General features: G+C 73.6%; 21 protein-coding genes and 1 pseudogene. 11 read left to right on the forward strand and 11 right to left on the reverse strand.

Features of this window, described 5'->3' with window-relative positions; all coding sequences use genetic code 11:
• Nucleotides 1-18 precede the first annotated feature (18 nt).
• The 5 genes from GA0070620_RS05840 to GA0070620_RS05860 are packed head-to-tail and all read right to left on the reverse strand — an operon-like array spanning nt 19 to nt 4,438.
• The gene (locus GA0070620_RS05840; protein WP_091588919.1) at nt 19-1,452 is read right to left on the reverse strand and encodes a hypothetical protein; all 1,434 of its coding nucleotides are present in this window, start codon (nt 1,450-1,452) and stop codon (nt 19-21) included.
• Between the two features lie 3 nt (nt 1,453-1,455).
• Nucleotides 1,456-1,803: an effector-associated constant component EACC1 gene (locus GA0070620_RS05845; RefSeq protein WP_091588920.1), complete on the reverse strand. Its 348-nt coding sequence runs from the start codon at nt 1,801-1,803 to the stop codon at nt 1,456-1,458.
• Nucleotides 1,804-1,860: 57 nt separating this feature from the next.
• Complete coding sequence (locus tag GA0070620_RS05850; RefSeq protein ID WP_091588921.1) at nt 1,861-2,421, reverse strand: GerMN domain-containing protein; 561 nt, start codon at nt 2,419-2,421, stop codon at nt 1,861-1,863.
• A complete protein-coding gene (locus GA0070620_RS05855) occupies nt 2,418-3,773 on the reverse strand; it encodes a sensor histidine kinase (RefSeq protein WP_091588922.1) in 1,356 nt (451 codons plus the stop codon). Before GA0070620_RS05855 ends, GA0070620_RS05850 begins: the two co-directional genes overlap by 4 nt.
• Nucleotides 3,770-4,438 carry a response regulator transcription factor gene (locus GA0070620_RS05860; RefSeq protein ID WP_091588923.1) on the reverse strand — a complete coding sequence of 223 codons (669 nt, stop codon included), beginning with the start codon at nt 4,436-4,438 and terminating at the stop codon, nt 3,770-3,772. The genes GA0070620_RS05855 and GA0070620_RS05860 overlap by 4 nt, the downstream gene beginning before the upstream one ends.
• A gap of 184 nt (nt 4,439-4,622) precedes the next feature.
• On the opposite strand from GA0070620_RS05860, the gene GA0070620_RS05865 reads away from it, so the two are divergent.
• Genes GA0070620_RS05865 through GA0070620_RS05880 form a run of 4 tightly spaced genes read left to right on the forward strand, consistent with a single transcriptional unit; the run spans nt 4,623 to nt 6,223 of the window.
• Nucleotides 4,623-4,985, forward strand: coding sequence for a hypothetical protein (locus GA0070620_RS05865; RefSeq protein WP_091588924.1), 363 nt, complete (start codon nt 4,623-4,625; stop codon nt 4,983-4,985).
• Nucleotides 4,982-5,566 carry an STAS domain-containing protein gene (locus GA0070620_RS05870; RefSeq protein ID WP_091588925.1) on the forward strand — a complete coding sequence of 195 codons (585 nt, stop codon included), beginning with the start codon at nt 4,982-4,984 and terminating at the stop codon, nt 5,564-5,566. Before GA0070620_RS05865 ends, GA0070620_RS05870 begins: the two co-directional genes overlap by 4 nt.
• A 55-nt stretch (nt 5,567-5,621) precedes the next feature.
• Nucleotides 5,622-5,918, forward strand: a complete 297-nt coding sequence (locus GA0070620_RS05875) for a BON domain-containing protein (protein ID WP_091588926.1) — start codon at nt 5,622-5,624, stop codon at nt 5,916-5,918.
• Nucleotides 5,915-6,223 (forward strand): STAS domain-containing protein, encoded by a 309-nt coding sequence (locus GA0070620_RS05880; RefSeq protein ID WP_091588927.1) that lies wholly within the window; start codon nt 5,915-5,917, stop codon nt 6,221-6,223. The genes GA0070620_RS05875 and GA0070620_RS05880 overlap by 4 nt, the downstream gene beginning before the upstream one ends.
• 32 nt (nt 6,224-6,255) lie before the next feature.
• Here the strand turns inward: GA0070620_RS05880 and GA0070620_RS05885 are convergent, their stop codons facing one another.
• Both GA0070620_RS05885 and GA0070620_RS05890 read right to left on the reverse strand, forming a co-directional pair.
• Nucleotides 6,256-7,824, reverse strand: coding sequence for a metallophosphoesterase (locus tag GA0070620_RS05885; RefSeq protein ID WP_377520568.1), 1,569 nt, complete (start codon nt 7,822-7,824; stop codon nt 6,256-6,258).
• Nucleotides 7,825-8,098: 274 nt separating this feature from the next.
• Nucleotides 8,099-8,548 (reverse strand): phage holin family protein, encoded by a 450-nt coding sequence (locus GA0070620_RS05890; protein WP_091588929.1) that lies wholly within the window; start codon nt 8,546-8,548, stop codon nt 8,099-8,101.
• A gap of 178 nt (nt 8,549-8,726) precedes the next feature.
• On the opposite strand from GA0070620_RS05890, the gene GA0070620_RS05895 reads away from it, so the two are divergent.
• Entirely contained in the window at nt 8,727-9,443 is a 717-nt protein-coding gene (locus GA0070620_RS05895; protein ID WP_172836386.1) for an OBAP family protein, read from the forward strand.
• A 60-nt stretch (nt 9,444-9,503) separates the two neighbouring features.
• Nucleotides 9,504-9,974 (forward strand): TspO/MBR family protein, encoded by a 471-nt coding sequence (locus GA0070620_RS05900; RefSeq protein ID WP_091588930.1) that lies wholly within the window; start codon nt 9,504-9,506, stop codon nt 9,972-9,974.
• On the opposite strand, the gene GA0070620_RS05905 is transcribed toward GA0070620_RS05900, so the two are convergent.
• Nucleotides 9,958-10,461 carry a DUF421 domain-containing protein gene (locus GA0070620_RS05905; protein ID WP_231922249.1) on the reverse strand — a complete coding sequence of 168 codons (504 nt, stop codon included), beginning with the start codon at nt 10,459-10,461 and terminating at the stop codon, nt 9,958-9,960. The genes GA0070620_RS05900 and GA0070620_RS05905 overlap by 17 nt on opposite strands.
• Nucleotides 10,462-10,528: 67 nt before the next feature.
• Entirely contained in the window at nt 10,529-11,587 is a 1,059-nt protein-coding gene (locus GA0070620_RS05910; protein ID WP_091588931.1) for a hypothetical protein, read from the reverse strand.
• A 225-nt stretch (nt 11,588-11,812) separates the two neighbouring features.
• Between GA0070620_RS05910 and GA0070620_RS05915 the strand changes: the two genes are divergently transcribed.
• Together GA0070620_RS05915 and GA0070620_RS05920 are read left to right on the forward strand one after the other, a co-directional pair.
• On the forward strand, nt 11,813-12,118 hold the full coding sequence (locus tag GA0070620_RS05915; protein WP_091598119.1) for a putative quinol monooxygenase: 306 nt from the start codon (nt 11,813-11,815) through the stop codon (nt 12,116-12,118).
• A gap of 35 nt (nt 12,119-12,153) precedes the next feature.
• Nucleotides 12,154-13,113 carry an alpha/beta hydrolase fold domain-containing protein gene (locus tag GA0070620_RS05920; protein WP_231922250.1) on the forward strand — a complete coding sequence of 320 codons (960 nt, stop codon included), beginning with the start codon at nt 12,154-12,156 and terminating at the stop codon, nt 13,111-13,113.
• A gap of 24 nt (nt 13,114-13,137) precedes the next feature.
• On the opposite strand, the gene GA0070620_RS05925 is transcribed toward GA0070620_RS05920, so the two are convergent.
• A complete protein-coding gene (locus GA0070620_RS05925) occupies nt 13,138-14,043 on the reverse strand; it encodes an AraC family transcriptional regulator (protein ID WP_091588932.1) in 906 nt (301 codons plus the stop codon).
• 118 nt (nt 14,044-14,161) lie between these two features.
• Between GA0070620_RS05925 and GA0070620_RS05930 the strand changes: the two genes are divergently transcribed.
• On the forward strand, nt 14,162-14,965 hold the full coding sequence (locus GA0070620_RS05930) for a maleylpyruvate isomerase family mycothiol-dependent enzyme (RefSeq protein ID WP_091588933.1): 804 nt from the start codon (nt 14,162-14,164) through the stop codon (nt 14,963-14,965).
• On the opposite strand, the gene GA0070620_RS05935 is transcribed toward GA0070620_RS05930, so the two are convergent.
• Entirely contained in the window at nt 14,952-16,325 is a 1,374-nt protein-coding gene (locus GA0070620_RS05935; RefSeq protein WP_091588934.1) for a serine/threonine-protein kinase, read from the reverse strand. The two genes, GA0070620_RS05930 and GA0070620_RS05935, sit on opposite strands and share 14 nt — an antisense overlap.
• A 114-nt stretch (nt 16,326-16,439) precedes the next feature.
• Between GA0070620_RS05935 and GA0070620_RS05940 the strand changes: the two are divergent.
• Both GA0070620_RS05940 and GA0070620_RS34120 read left to right on the forward strand, forming a co-directional pair.
• Nucleotides 16,440-16,766, forward strand: a pseudogene (locus GA0070620_RS05940) (ADP-ribosylation/crystallin J1); the annotation flags it as partial.
• Nucleotides 16,764-17,237 (forward strand): SMI1/KNR4 family protein, encoded by a 474-nt coding sequence (locus GA0070620_RS34120; RefSeq protein WP_331713240.1) that lies wholly within the window; start codon nt 16,764-16,766, stop codon nt 17,235-17,237. The pseudogene GA0070620_RS05940 and the gene GA0070620_RS34120, both read left to right, overlap by 3 nt.
• Nucleotides 17,238-17,322 lie beyond the last annotated feature (85 nt).

The raw sequence follows: 17,322 nt of genomic DNA on the forward strand, positions 1-17,322 counted from the left end.
CGGCGGTGCGGCCGGCGGTCACCGCTGGTCGCCGGTGGCGCCCTGGTGCTCGGCGACGAGGTCGGCGATGTCCTTCAGGAGCTGCCGCATGGCCGGCACCGTCCCGCTCGGCATGTTGGGGAAGTCGAGCACGGCCGTGCGGGTGGGCGTCGTCACGGTGACCGCGTCCACCTTCCACCGCTGGCCGCTCGGGGTGCCGCGCTCCACGAAACCAGGCCCGAAGGTGCAGCGCGGGAAGACGTCGTAGGGGAGGTTGAGCGCGCTGGAGTGGTGGCGCGAGGCCCGGTAGCGGAAACCCCGGTCGGTGAAGGCGGCGCTCAGTTTTCCGCGCCGGAAGAAGGACAGGTCCAGGACGGCGAGGAGCCGTTCATCGTCGGCCATCGCGTGGTGTCCGCGGACCACGTCCGAGAGTCGCAGCGGGATGTCCGGGACGACGTGGAACGAGGTGCCCTGCCTCATGCGGAGCAGCATCGTCACCCGGTTGAGGAACGCCTCCCGCGCCAACGGGCCGGTGCGGGATGTCGGATCGCCGCCGCCGCCACCGGCACCGCCGTCGCCCGTACCGCCACCGGCCCGACCGTCGACGTCCGGGCCGCCGCCGGCGGGACCGCGTTCGTCGGCGCTCCGGGGTGCGGCCCGGTTCGGGAAGATCGCGGCGTTGCCCAGGTCGCCGCCGCTCTGGTCCGGGACGTGGACCTCGGGGCGGGGCGGGTGCTCCGCACCGGAGGCGAGCAGCGCGGCGTAGACGAGGTCGCAGACCCGGCGCGGGCTGAGCGCGCCGGGCGTCTCCGGATCACCGGCGGCGAGCACGGCGAGCAGTTCGCGGTGGAACAGGGTGACGGTCGAGGGGTCGGCCAGGCGGGCGCCGTCCACGGCGCTGGCGGCGCAGAGGATCGCCACGCCCCGGTCCCCCGGAGTCGCGCGGACGATCTCGGCGGCCTTCGCCGACGCGATCTCCCGCGGGCCGCCGCTCTGGTAGAAGTACGTCGCCGCGACCCCGGCGAAGCAGCAGTCGAGCAGGAGCAGCCGCGAGCTGCGGGGGGCGCAGGCGCGCAGCAGGCCGGCGAGTGTCGACAGCCGCAGGCTGGTGTCGGCCTCGATGGGGGCGCGAGTGTCGGTGACCAGGAGGCAGTACTCCTTCGCCGGGCCGAAGAAGGTGCCGTGTCCGATGTACGCGAAGAGCACCAGCGTGTCGGCGCCCTGCGGCGCGTCGAGGGCGGCCAGTCGCGCGGTGAGGAAGGCGGCGATCCGCTCGTAGTGGGCGACGGCGTTCGGCTCGTCGAAGAGCCAGAGCACGTTCTCGTCGGGCAGGCCGGCGCCGTCGGCGTCACCGAGATAGGAGCGCAGGGCCGTGGCCGAGTTGCTGAAGGCCGCGGCCGGTTCGAAGTGGGCCAGGTGCGGCCAGCTCTGCGCGCCGCAGAGGACGGCGAGCGTACGTCGTGGGTCCAGCACCGGTCAGCCGTTGAGGAAGTCCGTGACGATCCGCTCCGTGCGGGCGGTGGCCTGGCCACGCAGCTTCACCTGCACGACCTGGCCGTCCGGGAGCGTGCGGCGTAGTTCGAGGTGGGCGTCCTGCCGGCGACGCAACCAGGCCGCGATGCCGGCGGCCAGCGTGGTCACCGCGCTGGAGCCGAGCACGATGGCGAGCGTGGCGCCGAAGTCCTGGCTGCGCGCGTCGGTGCGGCGGCGCTGGACCGGCAGCGTCGGATCCCGACGGGTGAGGAAGTCGGCGAGGTCGCCGGCGAGCTGGTCGGCGTGGCCGAGGTCGCCGTCGAACGCGACGAGCACCTCCGATGTGGACATCGCTACCTCCGTCTACGGCGCGCCGGTCCCGGCGATGGTAGTGGCCGTCCGCAAGCGTCAACCGTGGCGCAGCAGCGGCGCGTAGTCGGCCGTGGTGAGTGGGCCCTGGGTCAGGGAGCCGTCGGCGCGGGGTACGTCCAGCGGTTGCCCGGCCCGCCGGAAGGACACCCCGGTCACGTCGCCGCGCGACGTGAGGGTGCAGACGATCTGACCGAAGGCGAGCACCTCGTCGCTGCGGCCGGTCTCCTCGCCGGCCGGCCGGACGTCGACCTCGACGACGGTACCGTCGACCTGGGCGCCGGCGACGGTGATCGTGCCGGGCAGGGCGCTGCTCACGCCCCGGTCGAGTTCCGGCGCGCGCGGGCCGGCGAGCAGCTGCCGCAGGTGCTCCTCGACGCCGGGCAGCGTGTCCGTGCGGCGTACGACCCGGTCGATGCGGTCGTCCCGGACGTAGCAGAGCGTCTGGTCGACCCGTCCTCCGGTGGCGGTCGGGCCGCCGGTGATCGGCGTCGGGAAGGGGCCGGGTGGCACCTCGACGGCCCGCGGGACGTCGTCGGTCGGCACGCCGCACCCGCCCAGCAGGATCACGAGGCCGACCGTCCAGAGGCGTGCTCTCACGGCCGCCTCCCGGGCAGCTCCACCCAGAACCGGGCACCCCCGCCGGGGCGGTCGGTCACGCCCGCCCGGCCGCCGTGGGCCGCGGCGTGCTGAGCGACGAGCGCCAGGCCGAGGCCCGTGCCGTCGCTGTCGGCGCGGTCGTGCGCGGCGCGTCCGCGGACGAATCGGCCGAAGATGAGTTCCCGGTCGGCGGCCGGCACACCGGGGCCCTGGTCGTCGACCTCGAGGACAGCGGTGTCGGGATCCCGGCCGGACAGGCGCACCGCGACCGGACCCCGGCCGTACCGGACGGCGTTGTCGAGCAGGTTGAGCAGGATCTGCTCGACCCGGCGCCGGTCCACCGACCAGGTGTGCGACGTGTTCGGGTCGGCGCGGACGAGGGTCTCGGGCAGTGACCGGGTACGGCAGGCGTTCCGGGCGAGGGCCACGACGTCGACCGGTTGCCGCTGCGCGGGCTGCTCCGTGCGGGCGAGCTGGATCAGGTCGTCGACCAGGCGCTGGAAGCGGGCGATCTCGTCGGCGACCAGGCCCGCGGCGGTGGCGGTGCGCTCGTCGTGCTGCGCACGCCGGCGGGACAGGACGCTCGCGGCGGCCGCGAGGGTCTGCAGCGGCGAGCGCAGCTCGTGGCTGACGTCGGCGGCGAAGCGCCGGTCCCGCTCGATGCGCTGCACGAGCTGGTCGACCATGTGGTTGAACGAGCTGGACAGGCGCGTCAGGTCCGGGTCGGTGGTGGGGTCGAGTCGGGTGCTGAAGTCCCCGGCGGCGATCTTCTCGGCGGCGTCGGCCACCGCGGTCAGGGGGCGGACACTGCGCCGGGTGGCGTACCAGCCGAGGGCGGCTCCCGAGCCGGCGATCATGATCGCCACGGCGGTCAGCGTCAGCGCCACCACCTGGAACGTCTGCTCGACCTCGCGCAGTGAGGTGAGTTCGTAGTAACTGGTGGTGCCGGACAGCGGCACGCCGACGAGCAGGACCGGCTGCCCGTTGACCCGGACCCGCTGGACCGCCGGAGTGCCGGAGCGGACGAGGTGGCGCATCTCGACGGGAATCGCGCCGGGTCCGGTCTCCGCGGTGCGGGCGTACCACCGGTCGCCGCGGTGCAGCAGGGGACGCCGGATGCTGCCGGTGTCCAGGGACCGCAGGATCTCCACCACGTCCGGGGCGTCGCTCTCCAGCCCGGTGCGGACGACGGCCGCGTCGAAGTAGGCGGCGCGAATCGCGGTGCGTTCCCGTTCCTCCAGCAGGGAGCGTCGGGTGAGGTCGTACGAGAACAGCGCCATCGACGCGGCGAGCAGCAGCGCGCCGACGGCGAAGCCGGCGGTGACGCGGGCACGCAGACCGAGACGGGTCATCGCTGCAACTTGTAGCCGAGTCCGCGGAGGGTGACCAGGTGCCGCGGGTTGGTGGGGTCCGGCTCGATCTTCTGCCGGACGCGGCCGACGTGCACGTCGACGAGCCGTTCGTCGCCGGTGTCGTAGCCCCACACGCGCTGCAGCAACTGCTGGCGGGACAACACCTTGCCGGCGTGTTCGGCCAGTTCGCAGAGGAGCCGGAACTCGGTGCGGGTGACCGGTACGGGTCGACCGGCCCGGCGCACCTCGCCGGCCTCGGGGCTGATCTCCAGGTCACCGAACACCTGCGCGGACACCTGCGTGGCTCGACCCCGACGGCGCAGCGCCCGCAGGCGCGCCGACAGTTCCTTGATCGCCACCGGCTTCACGACGTAGTCGTCGGCGCCGGCTTCGAGGGCCGCCACGATGTCGTGGGTGTCGTCCCGGGCGCTGATCACCACGATGGGGACGTCGTCGTCGCGGCGCAGCTGCCGGATGCACTCGAAGCCGTCCATGCCCGGCAGCATCAGGTCGACCAGCACGTTGTCCGCCGGCGTCGTCCGCTGCCACCGCAGCCCCTCCTCGGCGGTGGCGACCCCGTGTGTGTCGTAACCCTCGTCCTCGAGCGCGAGCACCATGGCCAGCCGGATCCGGGCGTCGTCCTCGATCACCAGTACGGCCGTCATAGCGGCATCATCCCCGGTCACCGGCGTGTCGCCCAACCGTGCCGGCCGTCCTCGGCATTTGTCACACAACTGTCATACGACTGCGCGGTCCCCTCCAAGATCGTCACCGAGAGTGGTCAGGCGCCGGGCGAACGGGACGTCGCCCTCCCCGGAGCGGTGAACGGCGCAACGACAGGAGGGATCAGTGACCGGCAGCGCGCTCCTCAGTGCACTCGTCGTCGGACTCGCGGTCGGCGGTGCCGGCCGGTTCGTCGTACCGGGCCGCACGACCGTGCCCGTCTGGCTGACCCTCGCGCTCGGCGTGGCCGCCGCGCTGCTCGGCTCCATCCTCGTCCGCGTCGCCGGCGCCGGTGTCGGCGAACCGGGCGCGTGGTGGCTGCTCGTGCAGACCGGCTCCGCCGGTCTCGCGGTGGTGTTCGCCGTCCTCGCCGGCCGGCAGCGCCCGGCCGACCTCTCGACCGGCCCCGCTCAGCGCACCGCCAAGCGGCCACAGCCGCTCCGCCGGCCGGGGCAGCAGCCCGGTGACGATCGAGAGGAGGCGCGATGACCGTCGTACCCTCGGACCACACCATGACGCTGATCTGTGACGGCTGCGGCGACACGATCACCGGGACCGCCCGCGTCCTGCCCGACGCCGAGGTCGTCTGGACGCTCGTGCTGGAGCACGGGTGGGCGGGCTCGCCGTTCGCCTCCGGGCCGCACCACTGCCCCCGCTGCGACGTCACCGCCGCAACGACCGGCGCGAACGGCGCGGCTCACGGCGACGGCCGGCCGCAGCACCTGTTCGGGATCGACGACCTCGACGAACTCGGCCACGACCCGGCCGTCGTCGACGCCGACCCGGCGGAGGCGGTACGACGGGCGCTGCGGGAGTCGATCGAGGTCGGCCGCCGCGTGCTGGTCGACCTCACCGACGTGGAGATCATCAACTCGGTCGGACTCGGCGTCCTGGTCCGCGCCCACCAGGAGGCGCGCGAGCGCGGGGTGACGCTGTGCCTGGTGGGTCCGTCCCGATTCGTACTGACCGTGCTGCACACGATGCGGCTCGACGGCCTGTTCCCGGTCCTGGAGAGTCGCGCGATCGCTCTCGGCGGACTGACCACGGTGCCGACCGGCGCGCCGGAGTGACCCCCGTCCGTACGCCGACCACCGACCCGAACCCCGTCCCCTGCGGAGAGAGCCGATGACGCTTCCCTGGCCGTATCCCGACGAGTCCCACTTCGGCCCGGCGGACGATCCGGATCCCCTCGAGGAGGACGTGCGCCTCGCCGCCCTGGTCGCGCAACGGATCTGCGTGGACTGGCACACCCGGCGTCAGCAGATCACGGTCACCGTGCAGAACCGGGTCGTTATCCTGACCGGAACGGTGGGCAGTCCAGGGGCCCGCGAGGCCGCGGGAGAACTCGCCTGGGACGTGCCCGGCGTCTTCGACGTGTGCAACGCCCTGTGGCTGTCGGCCCGGCACGGCCGAGCCCGATGAGCGCACTCTCGATCACGTCGATGATCCGGTCGGCGGGAGTGGTCACCGTCGTCCTGCGCGGATCGGTCGGACGCGCTGACGTCGGTGCCCTGCGCGCCGCGTTGGGCGAGATCCTGCGCGTCAACCGCCCGGCGACGCTGGAACTCGACCTGGCGGGCCTACTGGAGATCGACCCCGGCGTCACCGGCATGGTCGCCGTGATCATCGTGGACGCCAACCGGGGCACGAAGATCAGGATCGTCCGCGCGTCGGTGGCCGTACGCCGCCAGTTGCGACTCACGGGCGGGGAGGACCTGCTGGGCTGACCGGGGGCGCCGACGCCGTCGCGCGGCGCCGTTCAGCGCGTCGGCTCGACGGGCCGGGGTTCGGCAGCGGCCGGTGACGGCGTCGCCGCCGGAACCTCCCCCGCCCCCGCGCCGGCCGCCTCCGGCGGCGGGACCGCGTCCAGCACCCGCCGGTCGAGGCTCACCTGGGCGAGCCCCGTGCCGCCCACGCGGATGTCGTCGTACGCCTCGAGCCGGTGGTCGGGGCCGAAGTACAGGACGGACATGGCCAGCGGGGTGGGCTCCTCGTGCTCCAGCCCACGCAGCCCGGCCCCGCCGCTGGAGCCCTGCACGGCCAGCCGCGTCGCGGGCTCACCGTCGGGTGCGGGCAGCATGCGGACGTCGCGCTGGTGGGTGTGCCCGGCGAGGACCAGCGGCACCGCTCCGGCGAGCGGCTCGGCCGACGCCGGATCGTGCACCAGGGCGATGTCGACCGGGCCACCGGCGGCACGAACGGTGTCGGCGAGCCGTTGACCGGCGGCCGCCGGGCTGGTCGCCCCCTCCGCCCACGGGCCGGCGTCGGTCTCCTGCTTGTCGGGGGTGAAACGGGGGTCGCCGATGCCGGCGATGCGGATCCCGGCGACGTCGGTGATCGTGTTGTCGAGGACGACGGCGTTGGGTTGACCGGCGACGGCGGCGGCGGTGCGGGCAGAGTCGTGGTTGCCGCGGATGTAGACGTACGGGACCTTGAGCTGCCGGATCGTCGACACGTACGCGGTCTCCGGCTCGCTGCCCCAGTCGGTGATGTCGCCGGTGTCGATGACGAGATCGATGTCGAACTGCTCGACCACGGTGCGGATGACGGGCCAGGCGGCGGGGTTGAGGTGCAGGTCCGACACGTGCAGCACCCGGGTGGTGTCCGGGCTGGCCTCGTAGACGGGCAGGTCGGACATCGTGCTGTACAACTTGCCCACGTTGCCGACGAGCCGTTGCAGCTGGTCGGCGTAGCGCGTGTAGTCGTCGCTGATCCGGCGGGCGTCGCCGATCAGCGTCGGCGCGTTGACCAGCAGCCCCTCGTACCGTGGCTCGGCGATCGCGCCGGGTCGTACGGTGAGCGCGGCGGCGCCCAGCGCGCCGCCGGTGATGGCCAGCGCGAGCGTCCCGGCCCAGGCCGTGCGCCGGGTCGAACGGAACGTCAACGCCGCCAGCAGCATCGTGCCGAGGACGGACGCGGCGACGGTCCGCAGACCCAGCCGGATCAGGGCGTCGCGGATGTCGTCGGGCGCGGAGGCGCCCGCGGCGGCCAGTCCCTCCGGTGCGCCGATGAGCGCCTGGGCGCGCTTCTGGTCGAGCGAGTCGAGGCTGGCGGTCAGCCGCGCGGGGCCGGAGTGGGTGTCGAGGAAGAGCGACCCCAGCGGCGGCACCGAGATCTGGCTGCCGCCGTCGGTGGAGGGGCTGAGCTGCAACCGCACGGTCAGCGGTCCCACGTCCGCGGTCACCCGCCCGGCGAGCAGGGTGCCGCCGGTGACCCCGGCGAAGGCCACCACGATCACGGCGAGGACGGTCAGTCCGCGCCGCGCCCAGTGGGCGGCGTGACGCTTCACGGCTCCCCCCACCTCTCCCCCGGAGGCCGGAACACGCATGGGTTCACGCATGTGGCGGCCAAGGCTACGTCGGGCGGGAGGCGTCCGACCAGCAGCGTCGGGTACCGGTCAGGCGTCGTGGGGCCACGGCGGCGGCCCGCGGTCCGGCCGACCGGCGGGCGGAACCGGACAGGCGGCGCAGAGCGGCCGATGCGCGGCGTCCGGCCGGGCATCGGAGGGCTGGCTCAGGTGGAGGCTGCGCGGGCCGTGGGGGCGGGGGAGGCGGGCACCCAGCCGGCGGCCACGGCCCACCGACCCGGCAACGACCTGCGGCTCAGCCCTGTCGGTTGACCGCGTCGCGGGCCGCCTCGGCCCCGGCCGGCACCACCCGGTTCGCGGTGGTCGACACCATGTCGCTCACCTCGTCGGCGAGCCAGGCCGAGGCGCCACCGGCCGCACGCAGCTGCTGGAGCCCCAGCCGGCCGAGCACCAGGGCCCCGGCGAGGTAGCCGGCGGTGAGGCCGGCCGTCGCCAGCCGGCGCGGCAGAAACGTCTCCAGCATCCGCAGCACGGTGGTCGAGGCGGCGCCCGCGCCGAGCACCAGGCAGCCGCCCGCGGTGGCCAGCAGGGCGACGCCCAGGCCGGCCGGGCGTACGGCACCGATCACGTGGTCCCGGGCGGCCCGCAGCTCATCGCGGACGATGCCGCCCACCTCCTGGGCGAACTGTCCGGTCATGTTGCCGGCCCACCCGTCGTGGCGCGGCTCTCCCGTCGCGTCGCTCATGGTCCCTCCACCTGTGCCGGTTCCCGGGCCCCGGGGGGTACCCGGGCCGCCCGGTCGCACACCGTCCGGGCCGCACTTTCCGCGACGGTTTCCCCGCGGGTTCACGAACACCACCGGCGGACGGTCGGGAGGCGTAGCGTCGGGAACGAGTCCGAGTCGCCCAGGACGGGAGCCGACCGTGCCGAGCCAGCGCCGCGACAGCCCGCTCCGACCACCCGGCGAGTCGACCAGCCTCTGGCACCAGGGGTTGAACCTCGGGGCGAAGGTCCTGCAGGAGTCGACGCCGCTGAAGGGCTTCGACGCGTACGTCGTCGGCTTCCACCCGGCCCGGGACGACCCGGCGATGCAGATGGAGGCCCACCACTACTGCCGGCAGGTCAACGACGACTTCCTGCAGTGCGTGCTGTTCGACGGCAACACCGCCGAGGCGAACCTCATCGGCGTGGAGTACATCGTCTCCGAGCGGTTGTACGGGACGCTGCCGGAGAGCGAACACCGTTACTGGCATCCGCACAACTTCGAGGTGCTCGGCGGGTCGCTGATCGCCCCCGGGCTGCCCGAGCCGGCCGAGCGGGCGCTGATGGCGATGCTGATGAACAGCTACGGCAAGACCTGGCACACCTGGCACACCGGCCGCCACGACACCGGCCCGGGCGACGCCCTGCCGCTGGGCGACCCGATGCTGATGTGGTCGTTCAACCGGGACGGGCAGTGCGACCCGGCGCTGGAACGGCACCGCAACGAGGCCCTGGCCGTCGACCGCGCCGAGAAGCGGGCCGCTCGTGCGGGCCTGGTCGAGCGCGCCCACCCGCAGAACGGGGTCGCGCTGCTCGACTCGGCCTTTCCGGGAGGCACACCGCTGCCGGGGGTCGTGGACCGCTCCGCGGCCGGCTGACGGCCGGACGGATGGGCGCCGGGCACGGTTGACCGAGGGCCGGACGGGTACCGGGACCTCATGCGACCCCCGCACTGGATCACGACCGGCGTCGCCGTCGCCGCCACGGCCGCCGCCGGCAGCGTGTCCACCGACCCGTCATCGCGTTGGTACCGGCGTCTGCGCAAGCCCCGCTGGCAGCCGCCACCCGCCGCGTTCCCCCTGGTCTGGACCCCGCTGTACGGGCTGATCGCGGTGGCCGGAACCCGGACGCTGAACCGCACCGGTGGCGCCGAACGGGCTGCCTTCACCCGCGCGTACGCGCTGAATCTGGCTCTCAACGCCGGCTGGACCGTGCTGTTCTTCCGGGCCCGCAGGCCCACGGCCGCGCTGGCCGAGATCGCCGCGCTGAACGTCTCCAACCTGGTCGTGCTGCGGCGCGCCGCCCGCACCGATCGGCTCTCCGGTCTCGCGCTGGCCCCCTACGCCGCGTGGACGATGTTCGCCACCGCGCTCAACGGGACCATCGTGGCCCTCAACCGCGACGGGTGACCGGCGGGTCGTCACGCGGGATGACGCTGAAGCGGCCGTCGGACTCCATGCGGACCTCCCGCACCTGGGCGAGGTCCTGGACGCCGTGTTGGCGCAGCTGGGTCTGCAGCTCGTCCTCGGTGATCAGCTCCCGGCGCATGTTGCGACGCAGCATCCTGCCGTCGCGGACCAGCAGCAGTGAGCCGGGGCGGATCAGGCGGGCGGCCGCAGGCCACCGGTAGGAGATGGCGTCGAGGACGTACGACCAGCCGATGATGACGGCGACGAGGACGACCCCGTCGGTGATCGAGGTGTAGTCGTCGGCCAGGCCGTTCTGCGCCGCGTCGGCGATGAGCACGATGACGAGCAGGTCGGTGGCGCTGGTCGCACCGCTCTCCCGCTTCAACAGGACGCGCAGTAGCAGGAACAGGGTGAGGTACATGACGCTGCCGCGGAGGATGATCTCCGGCAGCGGGGTATCCGGTATGAACAGCTTCCCCCATGTCACGGCTGCTTCTTCCCGTGCTACGCCTGTTCACACCTTCCGTCCGTTTGGGGGACGGGTCCGCCGGACGTCAGCCGGGATCCTGCACGATCCGGGTGTGCCGGTCGGGGGTCAGCTGGGAGACGACGCGCAGGTGCCGCTGGTCCACCCACTGTGCGGACTCGCCGTCGCCGAAACCGTCGTAGCTGTCGAGGTCCTTCCTGGTCAGGTTGACCATTCGCCGGCCGTCGACGGCACAGGCGAAGACGTCCGTGGCGAGGCCGTTGGGCTGGGGTGACTCGAACGCCACCCGGGCTCGTCGCGGTTCCGGGTCCGACAGCAGCGGGCGACCGGTCGCCGGGGACAGCCACACATCCTCGGGATAGCGGATCCCGGCACGGACGACGAGCAGGTAGCGGCTGCGCGACACGGGCCGCCCGCCCGCGCACTCGACCGCGACGACCAGGCCGAGCGTCCCTACGGTGCCGACCACCTCGACCCGCCCCTCGTGCAGCGCGGCGGTGTCCAGATACGGCAGGATTCCGCCCCGGTCGAGCAGCCCGATCCCGGCGAACCGCCGCCGCAGTGGCCGCTTGGCGACCGCCTGGAGGTACGCGAGGTCCGTGATGATGTGCAGGACGACGACGGTCGCCGCACGGCTGGTGCCCCGCACGACGAACCGGTGCGGCAGCGGCGTGGCCCGGGCGAGGTCGGCCTCGGACAGGGCCGTCCGCAGGTCGACGGCTCTCGTCCCCCCTGCCCCCACCGCCTCGGCCAGTGACCACTGCGGCGGCAGGACACACAGGTCGCGATCCGGCACCAGGACCCGCCGCTGGGGGCCCTCCCCGTACTCGACCGTCGTGACCTCCACCGTCGGACCCACCGGTATCGAGTCCAGTTCCAGGGCGGTACGCAGGTAGCGTCGCCGGGCGCGGGCGCTCACCTGCTCCAGGTCGCCCGGCGGCGCGTCCGGCCGGAACTCCAGCAGCAGGTAACCGCTGACGCAGAGCCCGGTCAGCGTCCACGCGATCCACAGGTTGCCGGCCAGGAAGGCCGGCACCTCGGAGGTCGAGTAGTTGACGACGATGCTCGTGACCGTCAGGGCGAGGGCGGCCAGCAGGGACCGACGTATGCCACGCTCGGTCCGCATGCCCGGAGGTTAGTGCACCACCCACCCCCGGCCACATCCCCCGGCCGCTCCCTTTGTCGGGGAACGGGCGCGGGCGTTCGACAGTCCGCGCGGCCCCGGCGGCCGGTCGCGGAATGAGCAGGATCAGGCAAGCACCGGAGAGGATCCTTCTAACGTTCTCCCTGTTGGTGGGACCACCATTGGATTCGCGCCGAACAAATCCCCGATCCACAATGGAGGAATCCGATGAGCGTCAACCATGGCTTCCACGCCACCATGACCGCCCGGCACGGCAAGGGCGACGAGCTGGTCGCGCTCCTGCTCGACGCGCCGTCGCTACCCCACGAGGACTGCGTCGTCTTCCTGGTCGGCCGCTCGGCCGGCGACCCGGACGTGGTACACGTGACCGAGGGCTGGACGAGCCGGGAGGCCCACGCCGCGTTCTTCGCCACCGAGCAGGCGCAGGCGCTGGTGGCCGCGCTTCAGCCGCTGCTGGCCGCCGAGTCAATCTACGGCGACGAGGTGCCCGTCGGCGGCAAAGCCGTCTTCTGAGAACGCCACCCGACACTCCGGAAGGGACATCCCTGATGCTGGCACGACCCGACTTCGACCCCGAGCTGGGCACGCTGCTCGCCCAACTGCCCGCCACCCCCCACCTCGACGCCGACATGCTCGCCCAGATCCGACCGTTCGCGGTGCAGCCCGTCGGTCCGCTGCTCGACGGCCGCGCGGTGGACCGGCGCGAACTCACCGTCCCCGCCGCGGACGGCGCACCGATCACCCTGTCCGTCCTGCGCCCCGCGAACCACACCCCGGCCACCGCGGCTCCCTGCGTCTACTGGATCCACGGCGGCGGCATGGTCATGGGTGACCGCTACTCCCAGATCGACATCCCGTTGGAGTGGCTGGAGCAGCTCGGGGCCGTGGTGGTCTCGGTCGACTACCGGCTCGCGCCCGAGGTCGGCGGCACGACGCTGGTCGAGGACTGCTACACGGGCCTGACCTGGGTCGCCGACCACGCGGCCGAACTGGGCGTCGACCCGGCGCGCGTCGTCGTGGCGGGCGCCAGCGCGGGCGGTGGGCTGGCCGCCGGCGTCACCCTGATGGCCCGCGACCGGGGCGGCCCGGCGATCGCGGCCCAGGTGCTGATCGGCCCCATGCTCGACCACCGCAACGGCACCACCTCCAGCCGCCAGTACGCGGGCGGGCCGGGCGTCTGGACTCGGGAGATGAACGAGTTCGGGTGGCGGTGCGTGCTCGACGGACTCGACGGCGACGTCCCGGCGTACGTGTCACCGGCGCTCGCCGACGACCTCGCCGGCCTGCCCCCCACCTACGTCGACGCCGGCTCCGCCGAGGTCTTCCGCGACGAGGGCGTCGACTACGCCAGCCGCATCTGGTCGGCCGGTGGGCACGCCGACCTGCACATCTGGGCCGGCGGGTTCCACGGCTTCGACGCCCTCCACCCGACGGCTCTCCTCTCGGCCGCGGCGCGCCGGTCCCGCACCGGGTGGCTGGCTCGCCGCTGGCAGCGGGTCTCCGCCTGACCCACGGAGCGGGGGCGCCGGCGGTCAGACGACCGCCGGCGCCGGGGCCCGGGTGACACCGCGCAGACGGGCCGCGTCCTGGCTCGGCGGGGCGCCGAACTGGCGGCGGTACTCGCGGCTGAACTGCGACGGGCTCTCGTAGCCGACCCGCACCCCCACACCGGTGACGTCGTTGGGGTGTGTGGCGAGCAGGAGCCGCGCCTCCTGCAACCGGATCTGCTTCTGAAACTGGATGGGGCTCATCGATGTCACCGCCTGGAAGTTCCGGTAGAACGCCGAAGCGCTCATCCCGGACCGGCGGGCCAGGTCCTCCACCCGGAACGACTGCGCGTAGTGGTCACGGATCCAGGTGACCGCCCGCGCGACGTGACTGAGGCTGCTGTCGGCCAGTCCCAGTTGCCGGACCGCAGCCCCCTGCTCCCCGGTCAGGACCCGCCAGAGGATCTCCCGTTCGATCAGGGGCGCGAGCACCGTGGCGTCCCGGGGCCGGTCCAGCAGTCGCAGCAGCCGGACCACCGCGTCGCCCAACTCGTCCGGGGCGTCGCTCACCACCATCCCCGACGGCGCGCCACCGGCCAGCGGCGGAAGATCACCCGGCGCCGCCTGCGACAGCAGCTCCGCGATCAGGGCCGGTCGCAGGACCAGCCCGAACCCGAGCGCCGGGGCGTGGGCGCTGGCCCGGGTGAACCGGCCGGTGACCGGCAGGTCGACCGACGCCACCAGGTACTGGCCGGCGCGGTACTCGTACACGCGGTCGCCCAGGGCGATCTGTTTCGCGCCCTGGGCGATGAACGCCAGCACCGTGCCGGACATCGACGTGGTCGGTGGGGTCCGCCGCTCGACCTTCGAGATCAGCACCCCGTCGATCGACGTACGCATGTCGGGTCGGGCATGACGCGCCAGCAGCGCCCGCAGCTCGGTGAGGTCCACGGCCCGATTGTGACCGACGTGGCCACCGTCCCACTCCGACGTGTCGGTTCGGGCGCGTCCGCTCCGACCGGTTGGTACGCGGGCAGCCGGACGGGTCGCCCGAAGGAGGAGGAGTGAGATGACGAACGCGACGGACGCGGCTTTCGACGGCTGGTGCGAGGGTGTCGTCACCCAGGCCGGACTGATGGCGTCGCACCTGGCCGGCGTCGACCTGCGGACACCGGTGCCGTCCTGCCCCGGCTGGACCGTCGTCCAGCTCGCGCGGCACGTCGGCGCGGGGCACCGCTGGGCGACGGAGATCGTGCGGACCCGGGCGTCGTCGCCGCTGCCCGACACCGAGTTGCGCGAGCTGTCCGGGCACACCGACGGCGACCCGGCGGCGCTCGCGCGGTGGCTCACGGAGGGTGCGGTCCGTCTCGCCGACACCCTGCGGACGGCCGGGCCGGCGGCCGAGGTGTGGACGCCGGTGCCGGGCCGGACGGACGCGGCCTTCTACGCCCGCCGCTTCGCCCACGAGACCCTGGTCCACCGGGCGGACGCGGCTCTGGCGTTGGGCCTGTCGTTCGACGCCGACCGGTCGGCCGTGGTCGACGCGCTCGACGAGTGGATGGAACTCGACTCGCTGCCGGTGATGCTGGAGTTCAAGCCCGACCGGCGGACCCTGCTCGGGCCAGGGCGCACCGTGCACCTGCACGCCACCGACGCGCCGTCCGGCGGCGCGTGGGAGTGGCTGGTCGACCTCACCGGGCCGGTCGGCACCTGGCGGCGCACGCACGAGGAAGCCGCGGTGACCGTACGCGGGCCACTCGTCGAGCTGCTGCTGACCGTGTACGGGCGGCGACCGCCGCGGGACGCCACCGTGCGGGTCGACGGCGACCGGGAGTTGCTGGAACGCTGGCTGGCTCTGGTCAGTTTCGGCTGACCGGTCCCACGTCGGCGGTCGCCCGCGGGCCCGGTGAGGGGGACTCCGGCTCCTCGGTCGGTTCTGTCGTCGGCTCGTCGGTCGGCTCGTCGGACGGTTCCGGGGCGCTGCGGGTGGCGGAGGGCGACGCCTCCGGGACGCTGGGCCGGGTGGACGGGGTGCGTGCCGGTGCGGACGTCGGCCGCGCGGACCTGGTGACGTCCGGATCGGCGGAGCCGCCGCGCACGCCCTCGGGTGTGCTTCCGCCGGAGTCCCGGTCGACCGGGCGTCCCGACGGGGAGTTGACGCCGGGCGACGAGGGCACGCCGGACCGCCCGGGCGTCCACCCGGCGGGGTCGGCGAGCACGACGGCGGCCACCGCCGTGGCCAGGGCGGCGACCGAAAGGCCGATGATCAACCGGCGCCGGCCGGCGCTCCCCCGCTCCCCCTCGGCGGCCACCGGGTTCGGGTGTACGGCCGCGGCGGGGGCCGTGGGGACGGCCACGCCGAGCACATCCGTCGCCGCGAGGGTCGCCGCCGCCGTCCCGGCGAGCGGGCCGGTGGCGGCCTCCGCGGCGGCGGCCATCGCCCCGGCCGACGCGAACCGATGCTCGGGGGCGCGGGCCATGGCCGTGGCGACCAGGTCACGGACCGCCGGGGGGACGTCGTCGGGCAGCGGCGGCGGCGCCTCCTCCAGACGGCGCACCGCCACGGCGATCGGGTTGTCGCCGGGGAACGGCGGGTGGCCGGCCAGACAGTGGTACGCGACGGCGCCCAGCGCGTAGACGTCCACGGCCGGTGTCACCGTCTGTCGGGACAGTTGCTCCGGCGCCATGTAGAGGGCCGTGCCAAGCACCTGGTTCGTGGCGGTCAGGCTGGTCGCCTCCGAGGAGACCGCGATACCGAAGTCGACGAGCACGACGTGCCCGTCCGGCTCGATGATGAGGTTGCCCGGCTTCACGTCGCGGTGCACCACGCCGATGTCGTGGGCGGCCTGCAGGGCCCGGGCGGTCTGCGCGACGATCGACACCGTCTCCGCCACGCTCAGCCGGCCCACCTCGGCGATGCGCGCCGACAGGGGTTGCCCGCCCACGTACGCCATGACGATGTAGGCGAGCCGCCGGCCGTCGGGCTGGTCGGCCTCGCCGTAGTCGTAGACGTCCGCCACCCCGGGGTGTCGCAGCGCCGCCATCGCGCGTGCCTCACGCCGGAAGCGTTCCCCGGCGCTGGAGTCCGAGGTGATGTGGGCGCGCATGAGCTTCACCGCGACGGGCCGGTTCAGGGTCTCGTCCTCGGCGCGCCACACCTCGCCCATGCCGCCACCGGCGATCCGGCCGGCCAGGCGGTAGCGGTCGCCGATGAGGTCTCCGACGTCTGGCATTCGCCTCTCCTACCCGGACCGCCCGCCGCCTACGCCCGGAGTCGGGTGCCCCACAATGGTGGGCGCGTGCTCGCCGCGCCCCGGCGGCCGAGCAGAACCGGTGAGGGGTGGACCATCGACGGCTCCGACACGGTCACCCTGTGGCGTCCCACCGGGCAGGCCGAGCTCGACCTCGTGGCGGCGTCCGGGTGGCGCGCCTGGCCACCGCGTCTGCCGGACCAGCCGATCTTCTACCCGGTGCTCAACCGCTGGTACGCGACGAAGATCGCCCGGGAGTGGAACGTCCCCGCCGAGGGTGTGGGCTACGTGACCCGGTTCGACGTCCAGCGTTCCTACCTGGAGCGTCACGAGGTTCGCCAGGCCGGCGGCCGTGACGTGCTGGAGTACTGGATCCCCGCCGAGGAGTTGGCCGACTTCAACGCCCACATCGTCGGCGCGATCGTCGAAGAGGCCGACTACCGCGGCGCGGTCGACGATCAGGAGTTCAGCGAGGCCGAGGAGGCGCTGGGTCGGCCGCTGCCGGATGAGTGGCGTCGCTATCTGCAGGGTGAGTCGTGGTTCCGGCGGGGCTGGATGGCGACCGGCACGTACGTCTGGCTCAATTCGCCGAGCGAGATGGTGGAGGTGCACGACGCGTGGGACGACGCCACCGACGCCCACCCCGGGATCGCGGTCATCGGCGACAACGGCTCGCGCGAACAGTTCGTGCTCGACCTGCGCGGTGACCCCGCGCCGGTGCTGCTGGTCGACCTCTCCAGCGACGGCTGGGACGGCGCCATCCGGCAGGCCGACACCGTCGGGGAGTTCATCGACCGCGTCGAGGCGGGCACCTTCGCGATCGACTTCGGCGAGGCGGTGCCCGACGAGTGGGGCCGTCCGATGAGGGTCGATCGCGCTACTCCAAGGATGTAGTGGCCTCAGCGGCGCACGGATGCCACTACATCCCTGATCGAGCGACATCGTGCGGCCGTCGTCGACTGGCGCTACGATGCCGACG

The sequence above is a fragment of the Micromonospora krabiensis genome, assembly GCF_900091425.1.
Classification (GTDB): domain Bacteria; phylum Actinomycetota; class Actinomycetes; order Mycobacteriales; family Micromonosporaceae; genus Micromonospora; species Micromonospora krabiensis.